The sequence below is a fragment of the Bythopirellula goksoeyrii genome, assembly GCF_008065115.1.
GTDB classification, from domain to species: Bacteria; Planctomycetota; Planctomycetia; order Pirellulales; family Lacipirellulaceae; genus Bythopirellula; species Bythopirellula goksoeyrii.
In genome coordinates this window covers 482,891-499,370 of record NZ_CP042913.1, presented here as the reverse complement: position 1 = coordinate 499,370, position 16,480 = coordinate 482,891, and the positions used below count along the sequence as shown (strand labels likewise).

Sequence of the window (16,480 nt, the reverse complement as noted above, 5' to 3'; positions counted from 1 at the left end):
ATTAACGGGCAACGGAGTTTTCTGCGGAGGAATTCTCGCGCTCAGCTACTTCTGGCAGTCCATGAAACTTTTCCGAGGACTCCGCAGTAGCCGTATCGAAAGCCTTGCTGTAGTCGAATGCGAACGGAGTACTTGTGGTTGGGAAGCTGATTTGCCCCAAGGGAATCGAAGCCGTTACATCGGGCGAGGAGGCTTGGACGCTCTCTTCGACAATCGGTTCGACTGGTTTCTCAACTGGTGCTGCCGCTTGTGTGGCGCCGGTTGGTTCTTGAACTGCCTCGGTTGCCTCAAGTGCTTGATCGGCTGGGATGGCCGATGACGCTGGCTCGGATTCACTTATTTGGATGCTGAGGGCGCCGTCATAGTATTCTAGGTCCCTTAGATCCAGTTCTGCCGGTTGTCCACGCGATATGAGCCAAAATAAAAGCCCCGCAGAGGTCAGCAATGCCAGTGTAACGATGAGTCCTGCAAAAGGCGCCAATAGGTTGTGAGCTTGCGAGAAAAGTCTTCGCCAACCTCGCCGATGCTGCCGCGAAGGCTGCGGATCGGCCGGTCTGCGGTCAACGGATGCTTCATATCCTTCATAGTCGTCCTCCGCGACGTGAGCTCTGTCCAGAAAGAGTTTCCCGACCGAACCAGGGGCAACTGGGTGAGATCTGCCGCGATCCAACGCAATGATTTCTGCAAAAGCAGGGTGCGTTGAAACGGTAGGTTGCTCTGAGCTGCTGGTAGCTGCGGGCAGAGTTCGCTGTTCGCGATTCGAGGCCAGTTTCTCACCCACATGGGGTAAATCGGCCAAGTACGCAGGACGGTCTGTTGACCTAGTCAGTGGTACGGCTTGGGTTCGTCGAGGAATTGCCACGTCGATCCATCCTTGTTCAACAGGAACGCTTGCGTGAAAGGAGACCAATAGCTAGCACCGCCATTCTTACGACGGCACTCGCTAGTCCTATCTATCGGTGCACAATCTAACGACCTTGAGGGTCGCTTCGATTAGCGAGAGATTGAGGGTAAGGTGCTAGCAATTCCGGCGCGTATAAGCAGGCAGCGGTTTGTCAGTAGTCATGCATTGTGGCGGGTTCCAGAGTCGTGATTCCCAGTACCCTCCCTCCGGGAGGGTTGGACGCGGTAGCGGCCGGGGAGGGAAGAGGCGACGTTTCAGTTTTGGGGATCTTCTCCTTGCACGAGTTCGATGAGCGGACAGTGTAAATCTCACGAATCTTTCTCAATCCTGCGCACCGCGGGAAGGGTTTTGTCCTCGCACATTTTGTCGAAACTATTTCTACAAAACAAAACCCCCTCTCGTTGTGTCTGTCCGTTGGGCTTCAACTTGTTGGCTGGTCAAGACTTACACGAATCTCGTTACTTGCCGAGCGGCGAGGTTCTGTAAACAGAATCCCACCAAACTGGCCGCTACTAGCTCGTCCAAACCATCAAACGCATGCAGCGCGCAGACCTAGCTTGAGCATACCCTCATGAGATACCGGGCGGTGGTGCGTTCCTATTACATATCGCACATACCATTATCAAGATGCCGGAGAGAAATTCCACAATAATTTTTGGGCCATCTATGGAAGAGCAGCCGTATAGCGCCAACTAGCCAGCCTCGCACGTTGGCAACTGGATAAGAATAGGGGAAGAGGGAAGGGGAAGTATTACTCTATTTGAATAACTACAGTATAACCTTTTGTTCACTGGGCCACCACATCCGATTGGTCGCGGGGTTACACAATGCGTCTCCATTTAAGCCCGTGCGGGAGCTCAGATGGACCGAACAAAAAATGAAGGATGCGACGATTGTCCGTTGCACGGGATTTCGATGACGCGTGAAGCAGGAGCGGGCGAAAGGCGACGATGCCACCTCTTTCAACGGTCAGTTGAATTTCTTCCGAAGATTCACGAATCAAATCAATATCGTGGGGCGAGAGGGTGCCATCGCGGTGTGAGTTGTGAATTACACGAAGAGGGCCATTGTCTGGAGTGGAATCATCTAAGTGCAGCCTTACGGCGACCATGTCTGACAGCAACTCGTCAGTACCATGAACGAAGGTCATCCCCTCCTTCAGTGACCAACCGGGCCAATCTTTCCGGGATACGTACGAAGCGACCGGAATGCTGCGATCTTGGTGATACGCTACGAACCAGTTGCTCGTCGGCGATTTATTGAAGAAGGTGCACTGCACCGCGACCATCGGTTCAATATCTGGTATTGAGGCAGCCAATCGGTTTTTGAGTGATTTCGATAGTGCTTGGCACCAACCGTTGTCTAGGAGACAACGCGTACCCGCACCAGTGAACGTTTCCAGTTGTGCAATTATGGAGTCACACTCTACTTGTGAGTAGCAGTTCTCAATTAATGAGAACCCCTCTGCGAGTGGTTTTGTTTCTTGGCTGGTAATGAAGCTACCTCAGATTGGTTACCAATTGTCACGATGAGTTCACTGTAATTCTAACAAAACCACTAAGCAATGCGACTTAGAAACAGCCTGTTGTTGGTAAGAAAGATTCCCACCGTCGCTGCATCGGAGTTTCACGCAGGCACAGGATAATCTCCTTCGGCTAAATCAGTCCCTATTATGATGATCGCTGCGGTAGTATCGATGCCATCAACAGCTAATCCAAAGTTTACGGATAGAAAAGATTGCAAAGAACTTCAATCACACAGAGTCAAAAAAGACTAACTCTTTGGGAGGAAATCATCACGAGTGCAGCAAAAATACCGAGCATTAATGCAGTCGGCTCAGGAACTGTATCATTGGAAAGTGCCAGGTTGTAACTTGCAAGTTGCCGTTGCCAAACGAGAAAATCACTTCCGTCGACATCTCGATCTCCGTCACCATCACCGCTGTTGAACGGGTTCGAGGTAGTTGTGCCATACGCACTCCGCCAATCAGTAAGGTCGTCGGCATTGACGACACCGTTTTGGTCGAAGTCGCCAGGTTTGATGAGGGTAATCGTCAACTGAGCATTGGGACTAAAGATGTCCGCTCCCGAACCACCTTCGAGATAGAGGTCGATGGTTATTGGCGAACCGTCAGCCAGCAGTCCAGTGAGCCTAACATCACGATCGAATATCGTAACCTGCGAACCATAAGTAAGCGAGCTCGTGATATCCTGACCATCCAGCTCGAACTGCGTGCCGTATAGGTGTACAGAGCTGTTTTCGTAGGCAAGAAACTCTGCCATCTCATTGAAGAGACCACCAGCAATACTTGTCGTACTTCCGCCGCCTGCAATGTAGCGACCAGGAACTTCGCCACCGATGAATCGCACTTCGCTACCCTCCTCGGCAGAAGTGTTATGCCCAAGCGAGCCACTGAAAACATCAACGGTTGAATCGGCAGCTCGAAAAAAACTGCCAATGGTACCGCCGGCTACCGTGACTGTACTATCCCTCGCAAAAAAGTAGTCACCAATCGATCCACCAGAAACATTCACGGCTGAACCAGCAAGAGCATCAAAGCGATCTCCCACGGAACCGCCCAGGATGTTGACGGTAGCATCCACTGCTTCAAGGTTTCTACCTAAGGCGCCTCCTTCAATTAATAAAGTGCTACCCAGTCCCAGATTGAAGCTGTGGGGAACCACGGCTTCGTCTCGTACCCAAAGGGTTTGGCCGTTGCGTATACCTAAAGGAAGGGGGTCTGTGGATGCATTCACAATGGCGGGGCCGATGGAAGGAATAGTCGCTGATTCGAGATGGAGAGTTCCACTCGCGAAGCTGTCATCGCGGCGGTGAAAGGCGAATGGGGTGCCATCAGCAAAGATGCCACTGAGCAGGTCGGAATCCGTCAGGTCTAGCTGAAGCGAAGTACCAAGTGTTTCGAGGCCGGTAAGCGGAGTGCCATTTACTCTGAACTCGTTACCCACAAGGGTGAATTCGCTGCCGCTTTCGACCCTAACCGAAAAATTGTAATTGCGACCGAACGTACCACCCGACAACCGGACCTTAGAACTATCTTTGGCAATGAACCGTTCGTCGAATGAACCTCCACTGATATTGACAATGCTACTAAATCCGGCAGTAAATTCTGTCCCGACACTTCCGCCCGAAACATTGAGCAATGAGTTCAAGGAGGCGTCATAAGAACGACCAACCGTTCCTCCAGTGATGTTGACTACACTGCCTGCATAGGATTCAAAATGGTTGCCAACTGATCCGCCTGAAATATTGACTGTGCTGCCGTTGTACGCCCGTAGATAATCATCAACAGTCCCACCCATAATGTTGACTTCAACATTAGTGCTTGTGCCATGAAAGTGCCCCGCATGAAACAAGCTGCCGATGGCGCCCCCCTCAGAAAGATTCAGCTGCGTGTTAGAGTCAATCGACGTGGGGACTGTGTCAGGCGGAGCATTAATAATCGTGTCGAATTCAGCTTGAGCTGACGGGAGCATGAGTAAAAAGCAGATCGCGCCAACCAAAAGCCAAGAGTGAATTCGCATAGAGAAGCCATTTGCAAATGTGGACTATCGTCTGATCTTTGCCTGCCAACAGTTGTTCCCTATTCCTAGTACTCTGTGCGATTATAGCCATAAATTGATGTGCCAACAAGAAAAGCAAGGCTAAGAGTACAGCCTAAGTCTCTGACTCTGCTACGATAGAGTCCATTGCCGACAACAGTAGAACGTATTTCCAACTCCTCTGGTGGACGCTATTTCTAACTCCCCTCAGCGTTTCACGGCTACGCTGTTTCAGCCTCCCAAGAAACTTATTCTGGGAATAATCGGCAATCTGAGATCTTGTGGGGATGGATTTCCCACCTTCTCTCATCTGGAGTACTCCGTTGCTTCATTACTTTCGAACCAGTCGTCGCACGAGTCGAAAATCGAAACCTCGTCAGTATCAAATTTTGCAGAAACCCAATGGCGTCATCAGCCGCGGGCAGAGCAAGTCGGTGGAGAGCACTTCGCGATCGTGTGCATCGATCCGGCATCTTCCCGCGCCGGATCTACTCTTGATGATCGGTAGGGTCGAGTAGATTCGGTATCGATCGCGTACGATTTCGGCACTTACCCTTATGCTGTACCCTTTTTGTCCATCGTCCGCTGTCAAGCTCGTCCTCGCTCGCAGCAGCAAGTGATTTGAGCAGATTTGTAATCGTGTCTAGTTCCTTGGATGTCAGAAGCGAGTTTTCGATTTATCCATCACGACCATAAACGGTAATGCATCCCCCATTTCAAGCAGAAACGATAGCTTTCGCCACAACTGGACAACCTCAGGTGCCGAACAGCATGCTTCAATCCAGCAGACCACGCTTGCGTAACGAAGACTTCATCCGGTTCAAGGTTGGGTGCTTCTGAGCCAAATGGGCAGCGTGTTGGTGTGTTATTCGCTTGCCATCTTTGTCTGCTAGGGCTTCCCGCAACTCATCCAGTGTCTCTGCAGCGGTTTCGTAATTGTGTATTCCTCGTGCCTTCACTAGTTTGTCAACCTTGCGGAGCCACTTGTTTGGGTCTTTGACCATCAGTTCCATCCGCTCCTTACGGTCCTGAGCTTGCTTCGCGGCTTTGCGTTTCTCGGCAGCAGCTTGTTTCTCACGTTCCTTCTCATTCTGAGCTTTTCGAAGTTGCTCGGTTCGAGTGAGCAGTTCCAGGCCGGTACGGCTTGGAGAGACAGTGGGCCAGCCAGCATTGTTCTTACCATTCAAGGCCTTAGCTATCGTTTCGGCTTTGACGGCTACTGGGTCACGCGTCAAGAATGTGTGAAGCAAGGACTTCGCATCCGATTCATCCTGGGAAGACACCCATTGCTCGATGAGCTTCTCCTGCGAATGGGTATTTGGTTGCTCGGGTGAGACTTCTGCGGCAGCTGAAATTAGCAATGAATCGAGTCCGAAAAAATCCAGGAAAGTGTGGAAGTCCTTGGGAATCTCACCTAGACCAGCTGGAACGGGTGGCTCTAACGTCTCTAGCGGTTCCTCTTGACTGTCGATCAACGTAATAAGTCGAAGCAGATAAAGCGCTCTGAGATCCCCCAACTGAATCCTCTTGCGAATCTCAATGGCCGATCGCAAGTACTTTTCGAACTCCCACAAATCGTCAAGCTCGCCTGGCTCGTGGTAGGGATCAAGAGTCAGAATTCCACCGTTGCCTCGTGGATCGGGAGACCATGTTAGCTCTCCACTACCGATATATTGTGACCAAAGTTTCTCCGCGAAGGGGAGGCCGTTAGGCAAGCGTATCGCTATCGTGCGAATGCCGAAGTCCGCGTAGTGGAGAAAGATATCGTATCCTCTCCGTAGCATGCCCTGCACATTGCCATGGAAGTCGCCGAAGGTATAGAAGTTTTGGAAAGACCAAGAAGTAATCTCGGCACGACTGGATTGTTTTCTAGCGTAGGCCAACTCTGTGTCGGTTAGAGGGCGGTCGACTGCTCGAAACTCGACGTGTTGGTATTCACTCACCGACGGACCTCCTGTCAAATGGGCCAAAGTAAAGCGTCAGTGTGAAGCTTTAGGAAGGTTTTGCAAAAAGTTCTTCAAATAGCTTCCGGCCTTTGGCCAAACCTGCGGGCGTGAGAAGGACCGATTTCGCTTTGGATACTGGATCGCCAATGAATCCTTTCTCGTGGAGTCGATTGAGGACATCCCAATCGTGGCCTTTCCAAGCTCTTGCAGCAAACTCTCCTTCCTCGTGAGCTGTTAACATGAGCAGTGCCAGCACCGCATCGTTCACTTTGTCTTCGTCGCATCGCATTGGAGGCCCTACGAGTTGGGTGACTTGACTTGCCCCGCACTTCGATTTTACCAATTTAGGCCAAGTCGAAAAGCTCTCTAGCTAGCAGGTTGGAGCCAAACTGGATTCGCCTGGCGTTCTGAGGAAGAATGCGAATGCTGGGCAAAGACCTGCCGGTCGTCGACCGGCGGCTAGTTGCATGGCTCCGATTGTCCGTGTGCCGGGCTCTGTGCTTTGTCTATTTCAGAAAGAAAGCCATCTCTCCCTCGCAGAGCGGGCCGGTGACCAGCGGTCCAGAGCAGTGCCACGGAGATTCTGCTCTTGGTGTTCGACGACGTGCTCTTTCGCGAGAAGAGTTGCCAATTCCTCGTTTGCGTGGGATCGCTTGGAGAATGCCAAATCAAGTATTGCTAGTTTCTCATTGATGAGGTTGCGAGGCGAAACGTCTCGTAGTGCGGGTTTGTCAATGGGAGACGTTGTCAATCTGAAAGAAAGGAGTGCTGCAGCACTGGTCTGCAGCAAATCGCCTGAGGTACTCGGACTCGCAACCGGAGTGTTCGTCACTACCGCTGCTTTCGGGCTGACGAGAGTCTCTAAGGCGAGAGGGGTTTGAGTGTCAGCAGTAACATATTCTTGCTGCGCGGGAAGAGATTCTGGTTGCAATATGCGGTTCTGAATTGGGGGTATTGCGGCAGTACGTGTTCTGGTGGCGACAACTGAGCGAAAAGAACTTGCATAGCTAATTCGCGGACTGGAATCTGGTACGGGTTCTGGAGATACCTCTACAGCACTGGGGATAATAACGCGCGTTTCCAATGGAGGTGCGGTTGGAGCAGATATCACGACTTGCCGCTGGACGCTTATTGGAGATTCCGTGCCGGTAGCCTCAGCTATTGTTTCCGTCGACTTGCGTCGGAAGATGGAAGGCCATGCGATACCTGTACGAGTAGGCGTGACGACTGGAGCAGGCTCTTCGAGTTCCGGCGAGAGCGATATCACTGGAATTGGTTCGCTCGGGGTTTCTTCGACAGCGGCTACTTCGATCGGTTCTTGGTCCTCCGTTTTCTTCGCTTCAACGGTTGGCTTTACAACGGGAATCGAGGCCTTAGGTTGCGCGACCACAATCGAGGCACCGAAGGTGACTTCTTCCACCGGCTTAAATGGCTGTGGTTGATTGACCTGTTTCGACAAGGCGCGTCTTGCCAAGAATCTAGTCATGTTCTTGTCAGAGGAGACTAGAATTGCGGTCTCGGCACTTTTGGATGTGGTCGACTTAGCTTCTTCAAGTTCAGGCGAAACCTCTGCCAATCCTCCAGTAGGCTCCTCGTCCTTTGGCTCTACGGAATTGCCAGGCAAAAGCTCATTGTCGAGCTGAGATGCCAACTGCGTCTCATCCGGCCGTGTAATGGCAGTAGGCGTAGAATCAATGCCCGGGGAAACAGGAGGATCAAAATTGCCAACGATCGGCAGCATGTAGGGGTTACCAAACTGGAAGAACAAATCATTGCCGAAGGGAACTGTGCTGAAGGGCACAAACCCTCCTCCTGCGGTGAAGCGATCGGCGATGCTGTTTTCAACGGCTATAGTTGTCGGGTCATCGTCGGACAATAGGAAGAACCACTCGGCTTGCTGAGTTGGAGTGAGCATGCTGCCATCGGGCACCCACAGGCCGAGGTCATCCACGCCATCGGCATTCATATCGGCGGCGACGGGTCGCTCCCGCACACCAGCGAAGCCGGTAAAGCTCCCCAGCGTACCGACCCGCGACGTTCGCAAGGTGGTAGACCAAGTGTTCGCTCCTGTGGCGAGTGCAAGCGAGAACTGGTTGTTGCCAGGCGAAGGATCGTAGGTACCCAGGTCGTCGAACCCGTCTCCATTGAAATCACCGACAACGGGATAGCCCGTGAGGTTCGAGATCGTCAGTTTGGAAGCACTATCAAGTTGAAAGTCGTGGTCCATGTCGAAGTACCAACTCGTCCCATCAAAGACACCAACTTCGTCGCCGTTGCTATCGTCCCCATCAAAATTACCCGCGAAGGGGATGCCATTGATGTTGAGTGGCTCGTCTCTCACTATGTCAGGAAGGCCATCGTTGTCGATATCAATTTGCCATCGCCATTGATTGCCATCGCGGCCGTAAACGGCCAGCTTGTCGAAGCCATCGGCGGCATCCGCACTACTCTCGACGAAATTGCCAGCGAATATAGAATCCAACGAATAGCCGAGCAGGAACACCAAATCAGAGTTCGATGGATCGGCATTATTTGGATCGAACGTCGAGTTCCCATTGGCATCGATAAAGATCTGGCCGGCGCCGTAGACACCGATCTCGGGTCGCGAATCAATCGTGAACCGAGCAACAAAGTCTCCGCCCGGCACGCCGTCGCCACTGGGGAAGCCAGGTGTGAGGGGCTCCGCAGCATTCCACTCACCGTCGAGCAGATTGCCATCCAGATCACGAACGGAATCGGAGACAGTCAAGGTAAATCGATCATCCGGCAACGGGTCCGCAAAGAGGAGCCGGATGGTGGCAGTCGCCGGTTGTCCCACGGTAATGGGGTCAGGGACGACTTGAACGCTTGCAATGGCGATGTTACCCGTGTGATCGCCTACCAGTGAATATAGTGCCTTGTTGCTCGCAAACGCAAAATCCACGGCAGGAGCGTCTGCCGCGTTGGACCGAGGTGGCAAATCGCGAACTTTGATCTCCAAAGTGCGCCCCACGAGTGTCGGACCTTTCGGAGCAAAGACGTCAACTGTTGAAGTATTGTCACTGATAGCGAGGCCGATTACTTGGGGGCCGTTGAGTTGGTTCTCAACCTCAGTTGCTCCAATGTCGATGCGAGACGCCAAATCTCCGTTGCCATCTCGAACCCGGACAAACGGAATACCTCGTTGGTCAAACTCTGGTACGCCATCTACCCCGGGAAAAGCATCCGATCTGCCCGCATCGATTACGGGGCTGGTGGGCATGGGAATATGCGTCTGAGTCGGGCCACCGTTATCTGCCAGCGGGAATAGATCTGCCGCGATATTAAGCAGATTGCCAGTGCCAGTTAAGATGTTGATCCCTGTGCCGCTTGTGTCGCCAATCAGACTGTAGTCTACCGAGAGAGCACCCGATCCAGGTTGCAGATCGGGATTTCCGCCTCCATCCGTATTGTCGGCAATGATCGAGTGATCGATAGAGAGGTCGTTCCCTACGGACACGCCGCCACCCGCTGCCGAAAAACTCATGGCATGGTTGTCGGTGATCGTGCTGTGGTTGACGGTGGCATTGTTGGCAAATATGCCACCCCCATCGGAGAAGATTCCTGCTGTGCTATTGCCACTGACGGTCGAGTTCGTCAGTGTTGCCGTGGAGGCATAAAGCCCACCGCCTCTTGAATTCCCTCCTCCTGTGCTGTTTCCACTGACGGTCGAATTGGTAAGTGTCACATTGTATGCATTAAGGCCGCCGCCCACGGCGTAGTCATTCGTGGTGCTATTGCCGCTGACCGTTGAGTTGGTCAGCGCCAAATAGTATGCGTAGATTCCACCGCCGCGCGCACTTGCTCCCGATGTGGTGTTTCCGCTGATAGTCGAGTTGGTCAAGGTTGCATTGAAATACGCCGCGATCCCTCCGCCGAAGGCAAGCTCTCCTGCAGTACTGTTGCTGCTGACCGTCGAATTGGTCAGCGTCACATTGTAGGCATAGATACCGCCGCCGAGGGCGTACCTTCCTTCGGTGCTGTTGCCGGTAATCGTGCTGTCGTTGATCGAGAGATTACCAGTGGTGCGAGAACGGATCGCTCCACCACTGTTGGTCGTATCTGAGAAGTCCGCATTGTCGCCGGTCGTTTTCCCACCCGTGAGGGTTAGCCCTTCTATCGTAAAGTCACCGGTAGTGGTGCTGATGTTAAATATGCGAGAGTCCTGCTGGGCGTCGATGGTGAGCAGGCTAGCTCCCGGACCTGCTATAGTCAGTTCATCGGTGATCTCTAGTTCTCCAAGAGTGAGATCAATCGTGCCGCCGTTGAGTGCAGGAGCAAATGTGATTCTGTCGGGCCCACTGTCGCTATTGGCCAAGCCAATGGCTTCACGGAGTGAGAGATCACCGACCGAAAAGTCGCCATCGTCTTCATCGACAAGTGTGTCGACCACGAAGATCCCAGCCAGCAGTGATTCGATGCTTGTGAACATGATCGCTTGATGGCTGCCTGCAGAGAAGCTGATTGTGCCACTGGTTGGAGATCCGGCTGGCACGACCGCGTCGGCAATGCCACCTAACTGTTCTACGATGAGGCGATCGCCGGGGGCAGTGGTGGGATTGCCACCGTTGACTTGGATGGGGGTATCAACGCTCGGAACGATGAGGAATGAATCCTCGTCTTCTCCCCCATTGAGTGTCAACTGCATGGCCGTGATGGTGCCCAGAACAGTGACCGACGAACCGACATCGGGAGCGTCGGCGTCAGGCGTGTCGACATTCACGGTCACATTAGCACCATCAATAATCGAAGCTCCGGCTGCGAAATCAAAATTGTCTCCCGCGTTAAACGTGAGTTCACTGCCGTTGGCGTCGATGGTGACACCGCTCGCAATCGTGAGGTCGTCTCCTGCTGCGGAGGAATCAGTGGCCGTGAACGTGCTGTCAGCGCCGACAGTGATGTTGCCTGAAATCGTGAGTGGGCTAGTAGCCTCGATGATTGCAGCTCCAACGGCTTCCAACCCTGTCACTTCTAAGGCCCCGAGATTCACTACATGGATCGTGCCACTCAGAGTGTTCAAGGTAAACAGCTCCTGTGTGGCAGTTTCGATCGCATTTGCAGCCGTGCCAACCCCTTCTCCCGCTTCGAGAACAATTGATTGGGCCTCGACCTTTATATCGGAGTTGTTGATAGCATCGACGATTGCACCCGATGCTATCAATTCGACATAATCTGTGGCGGAGAATTTCCCTTCAAGTGAGATATCGTGAGTTTCTATCTCGGCGATCATTGAGAAATGGGCTGGGCCATTGAGGTTCACATGGTCATTTCCGGCACCGGTTCTGAGGGAGAGTGACTGGTTGAGATGGGCGTTGGCCGCTGATGAGATCGTGATCGTATCATCCCCATCGGTTCCCAATGCGGTGTTGATTCTAAGAGACTGATTGTCCCAGAACGCGGCGGACTCGATGGTCACGCCGCCGCTGGTGCCACTCACTCGCAAGGCTTGGTTGGTTCCGCCGGAGACGAAATCTACGCCCTCGGCAACGGTCAAGATGTCGTTGGCACCGGGAAGATTCAATTGAGCGGTTATCATGCCGCTGATGTCCACCGGCGCGAGGTTGGCAAAGGATATTTCTCTACCACCAACATCTACGACGCCGTCGCCCGTTGTCGAAGCGTCGGGTGTGTAGGTTGCGATTTCAGTACCTGTCCCCATGACGGCCAGGCCATCGCTTCCTGTGCCGCCGTCGAATTCGACGGCGAGTCCAGCGGCAGTGACAGAGGTCTTTACGCTGAGTGTATCATCGCCTTCGAGGGAGTTGACGATTGCTTTGCCGCCGACAATCGCAGAAAGAGGAATGAGTAGTTCATTCGGGCCGTTGTTCGACGCACCGGAAATATCGGTGGTCATCGGTTGGCTGGGATTTGCGATCACAAGATTGGATCCGACGACCGACAAGTCGATCTGGTCGTTTGCGCCTCCAGCGAGAAGGTCGGTGATAACGAGATTCAGAGAGCTATCGAGAGAGACGGTTTTCGGCGTTGGTGGAGCTGCGGGAAACTCATACGCGCCGATATCGATTCTGGTTATCGAGTCCCCATTGCCATCGAGCACCCGTGGGAAACCCGTGCCGCGCTGGTCGAACTGGGGTGGCGTGGTAAAGGTCGGATCGCCCGCGTCGATCGCGGGGCTCGTTGGCTGCAGAGCACGTGTGAATGTTGGACCTCCATTGTCGGCGAGGGATTCAAGTAGTGGATCATCCACAACCACATTGTTGCCACCAGAACTGGGGCTAATCCCGGTTCCGATCAGACTGAAGTTGGCTGTGACATCGCCACTGTCAGATTGCAAATCTGCCTCAACACCTGTAGAAGAATTGCCAGCCAAGATGGAATTGTTCAGCGTGGTTCCGATTTCTGCCCAAATCCCTCCACCATTGGCCCCTGTTCCCCGGGTGCTGTTGCCACTAACTGTCGAGTTGCTCAGAGTAATATTCTCAACTGCCCAGATCGCTCCCCCGTCGGCATCAGTGCCGGTGGTGTAATTGCCACTGATTGTCGAATTATTCAAGGTCACCTGGCCGTAGGCGACGAACCCACCGCCATAGGCTCTATCTCCCAGGGTGTAATTGCCACTGACCGTTGAGTTCGTCAGGATTACCCTTTCAAAGGCCAGGATTCCTCCTCCATACGCATCGGCTCCCTTGGTGTGATTGTCACGGACCGTTGAATTGGTCAACGTGGTATCATTGTTGGAATAGACCCCACCGCCCGTGGCAAATTCACCATTGGTGTAGTTACCACTGACAGTCGAATTGGTTAGCGTGACGCTATCATAGGAGTGGATCCCGCCCCCATAGGCATATGCTCCCTTGGTGTGGTTGCCACTGACCGTCGAGTTGGTCAAAGTCACGTTGAAGGCGGAAAATCCACCCCCGTTGCCGTGTATCCCTCCGGTGTAATTGTTACTCACGGTTGTGTTGTTGAGTGCAATATTAAAGAGGGCAAAGATCGCGCCCCCTCCGGAATAGGTACCCGTTACGCTGTTGTTACTGAGACTAGAATCATTGATCGTCAGATCACCAGTAGTAATCGAACGTATCGCCCCCCCATTGTTAGTTGTATCCGAACGGTCAGCGTTCGCAGCGGTTGTCTTACCTCCAGTGAGAGTAAGCCCAGCAAATGTTACGTCGAAATCACTGGCGATCCCGCCATCAATGTTGAATATACGCGAACCTTGATCGGCATCGATGGAAAGCAGGTTAGCACCGGGTCCGGTAATTGTAAGGGCCTCGGTGATTGTCAATTCACCCATGTCCAGGTCAAGCGTGGACAGGCTACCATTGAGAAGCGACGGATCAAACGTGATTTCCTGGGCACCAGCAGAATTATTCGCATTCGCGATCGCCTCGCGCAAGCTAACCAATCCATTATCGATCTGTTCGTCGTCGAGCGTGGTCACAATGAAGAGCGACGGATCAATCTGCACTTCGAACGCACCGATATCAATGCGACCGTTGACTACGCGATCAAACCCCGTGCCCCGTTGATCGAAATCTGGGGGAGTGGTGATTGCCAGATCGCCCATGTCGATTGCCGGGCTCGTTGGCTGTAAGGCGCGTGTGAGCGTCGGTCCGCCATTGTCGGCTAAGGGTTCAAGAAGTGGGTCAATTGGATTGGTGTCGGTGCCGACCATATTGCCGTTGATGCCATTGGTGATGCCCGTGAGACCTGTGCCGTCGCCGATCAGGTTGAATGAACCACTAACAGATCCCGATACGTCTATGACGTCGGTTCCCATTGGACTGGTGTTGCCTGCCACAATACTGTGAGAAATGGTGAATGAGTCACTGACCTCGTGATCGATTCCACCGCCACCGTCGGTTGCGGAATTGTTGGTGATGGTGCTGTATTCAACTGATAAAGAGCCTGTGTCGAAGATCGCTCCGCCAAACGCGGCCGAATTCCCTGACAACGTGCTGTTGATGATTGTGAGGTTCCCAGAATAATTATGGATGCCTCCGCCAAAACTGGAGGAATTACCGCTGATGGTGCTGCTCTCAATGGTCAGATTCTCGCGATTGAAAATCGCTCCGCCGACTTCAGATAAGCTGACCAAATTGGCGCCTGTCAGAGTGAGATTCCTCAGCTCGACATCGATCTGATTGTTTGCGTCTGCGTCGTCAATCAGAAATATGCGGTAATTGCCCCCGTCGGCATCCAGAGTGACTCCCCCCGCAGTGGGACCAGTGATGGTCAACGCATCGCTGATCGTGGGCAACTGACTGCTGACTAGGATCGTTTGCGCCGAAGCGAAAACGATAGGGTCGTATGTGATTTCATCCGCACCAGTTGTGGCATTAGCCGCGAGAATCGCTTCGCGGAGAGAAATCGTGCCATCCGTACCTGGGTTCGAAATCAATGCGCCGATTGAGGTGACGGTACCGTCAACCACTTCGGAGACATTTGATACCGAGACCGCCGCCAGCATCCGCCGATCTTCGAGCATCTCAGTGGCTAGCCGACGCGGCTTGAGAGAATCTGAGGGCTGCTTGCGACGGATGCCCTTGGTCAATCGACCAGTCAACAGAGATTTCCAGCGCAGCATCCCACACGTCCCCACTCTTAGAAGTCTATCAAGCGATGAATAAGTCTCTATGCCCGTGCAGGAATACGATTCCCTTGGGGCAAGACAATAGCCATCATCCTAAGAGGGTATGGAGCCAATAGCAAGCATTTTGACGAGGAATATGGGGATGCGAAATTCCCCCTGGGAGACGACAGAGTCTCAGGAAAGCAAATCCAGCTACGATTTGCATACTAAAATTCCCAAGCAACTCGGGCTGTGAGACCATCGAACGTGAGTGTTCCGCTCGGATCGACGAAGTTGCTCTGCTGGACGGCCTGGATGAATTCGTCCGTAGTCACGACGTTGAACCAGGCACTGACCATGTACCCAGCTGACACCTTAAACCGTCGCATCGGGCCGACCCAACCGATCCCTGCTTCCAAATCAACTACAGGCACAACTCTGCCTGCCGACCAATCCGTAAAGGCTTGATTCCCGGCGAAGGTATTCGATTGTCGATAGCTCGCGTCGAACTCGCCAACCAAGATATTGGTGACGCCACGTCCATAGACGAAGAGTCCTCGGGAGGTTCTGTGTTGTTCCCCTTCCAGTCCGAAGCGGATACCACCTCCATTGAAGTTGATATTGGTGTTGACCGACGTCGTACCGGCGGCAACGAAATTGGCACCAAAATCTTGATCCATCGTGGCATAGCGACCGCCGAGGATGAAGTTCAGGGCGCTAGCACACATGGTTTCGCACGATTCGCGTCCTACAATTTGACCCCGATAGTCTCCATCAATCAATTGGTAGTCAATAGATGAAGAAGCATTCGCACTCAAGGCATCGGTGGCCGCATTGGCACCAAGTGGGTGAGTGACCAACGAACGCAACACGCCGTCCGCCGGGTTGATCGAAGCGGAGTCAGAAGCGTTGCTGCTGAATTGAGAATACTGGACAGCGAGGCTGCTCTCTGCGCTCAAGCACCAGGTGCCTCCTGCACGGAACCCGGGTTCATAACCAAAGTCGACCACGGCCGTCGAACCTATAGGTACTTCATTGCCGAGAACGGGCAAGACGGGACCGTCGATCGGCAAGGCATAGGCCACTTCCGCATTACGAGGTCTGAGAAACAGAAAATCACCATAGAAACCAGTTCGATGATCAAACTGAGGTGGAATCGGAGCATTATACAAGTAGTTAGAAAACGAGGTATCGGCTGTAGCTCCCGCTTGCCCTGTCCCTAAGACAGGTTGGGGCACGACCGGTTGGCCGATGGCTGCTTGGGCTGGAGTTGTATACTGTGGGTTCGAGTAATTCGCATAGGGACCGTCAAGATGGACCACTCCGTCCGGAGCAACTTGCATCACTGGCGTACTACCATAGGGAAGTACCGGCTGCGCAGATTGATTCTGTGCGCGTGTGTTCGTTGCGAAGGTTGCCTGTGAGACTAGCAGTAGGCAAATGATGCGCAAGAATCGGGACATTTGTCGCCACACTTGATAGAGAAGAAGAGAACCTGTGCCCGCTATAGAGCGGC

The 16,480-nt window shown here is 53.0% G+C and carries 7 protein-coding genes; all 7 read right to left on the bottom strand.

The window, feature by feature from the left end; translation table 11 throughout:
• Position 1: 1 nt before the first annotated feature.
• On the bottom strand, positions 2-862 hold the full coding sequence (locus tag Pr1d_RS01945) for a hypothetical protein (RefSeq protein ID WP_148071945.1): 861 nt from the start codon (positions 860-862) through the stop codon (positions 2-4).
• Positions 863-1,724: 862 nt separating this feature from the next.
• Positions 1,725-2,192, bottom strand: coding sequence for a phytanoyl-CoA dioxygenase family protein (locus Pr1d_RS01940; RefSeq protein WP_390622079.1), 468 nt, complete (start codon positions 2,190-2,192; stop codon positions 1,725-1,727).
• Positions 2,193-2,667: 475 nt separating this feature from the next.
• Positions 2,668-4,446 carry a hypothetical protein gene (locus tag Pr1d_RS01935; protein WP_148071943.1) on the bottom strand — a complete coding sequence of 593 codons (1,779 nt, stop codon included), beginning with the start codon at positions 4,444-4,446 and terminating at the stop codon, positions 2,668-2,670.
• A 794-nt stretch (positions 4,447-5,240) separates the two neighbouring features.
• Complete coding sequence (locus tag Pr1d_RS01930) at positions 5,241-6,407, bottom strand: hypothetical protein (RefSeq protein WP_148071942.1); 1,167 nt, start codon at positions 6,405-6,407, stop codon at positions 5,241-5,243.
• 49 nt (positions 6,408-6,456) lie between these two features.
• Positions 6,457-6,699, bottom strand: coding sequence for a DUF6429 family protein (locus tag Pr1d_RS01925; protein ID WP_148071941.1), 243 nt, complete (start codon positions 6,697-6,699; stop codon positions 6,457-6,459).
• Between the two features lie 222 nt (positions 6,700-6,921).
• Positions 6,922-14,979, bottom strand: coding sequence for a choice-of-anchor Q domain-containing protein (locus Pr1d_RS01920; RefSeq protein ID WP_148071940.1), 8,058 nt, complete (start codon positions 14,977-14,979; stop codon positions 6,922-6,924).
• 212 nt (positions 14,980-15,191) lie between these two features.
• Positions 15,192-16,427 (bottom strand): Lpg1974 family pore-forming outer membrane protein, encoded by a 1,236-nt coding sequence (locus Pr1d_RS01915; RefSeq protein ID WP_148071939.1) that lies wholly within the window; start codon positions 16,425-16,427, stop codon positions 15,192-15,194.
• Positions 16,428-16,480 lie beyond the last annotated feature (53 nt).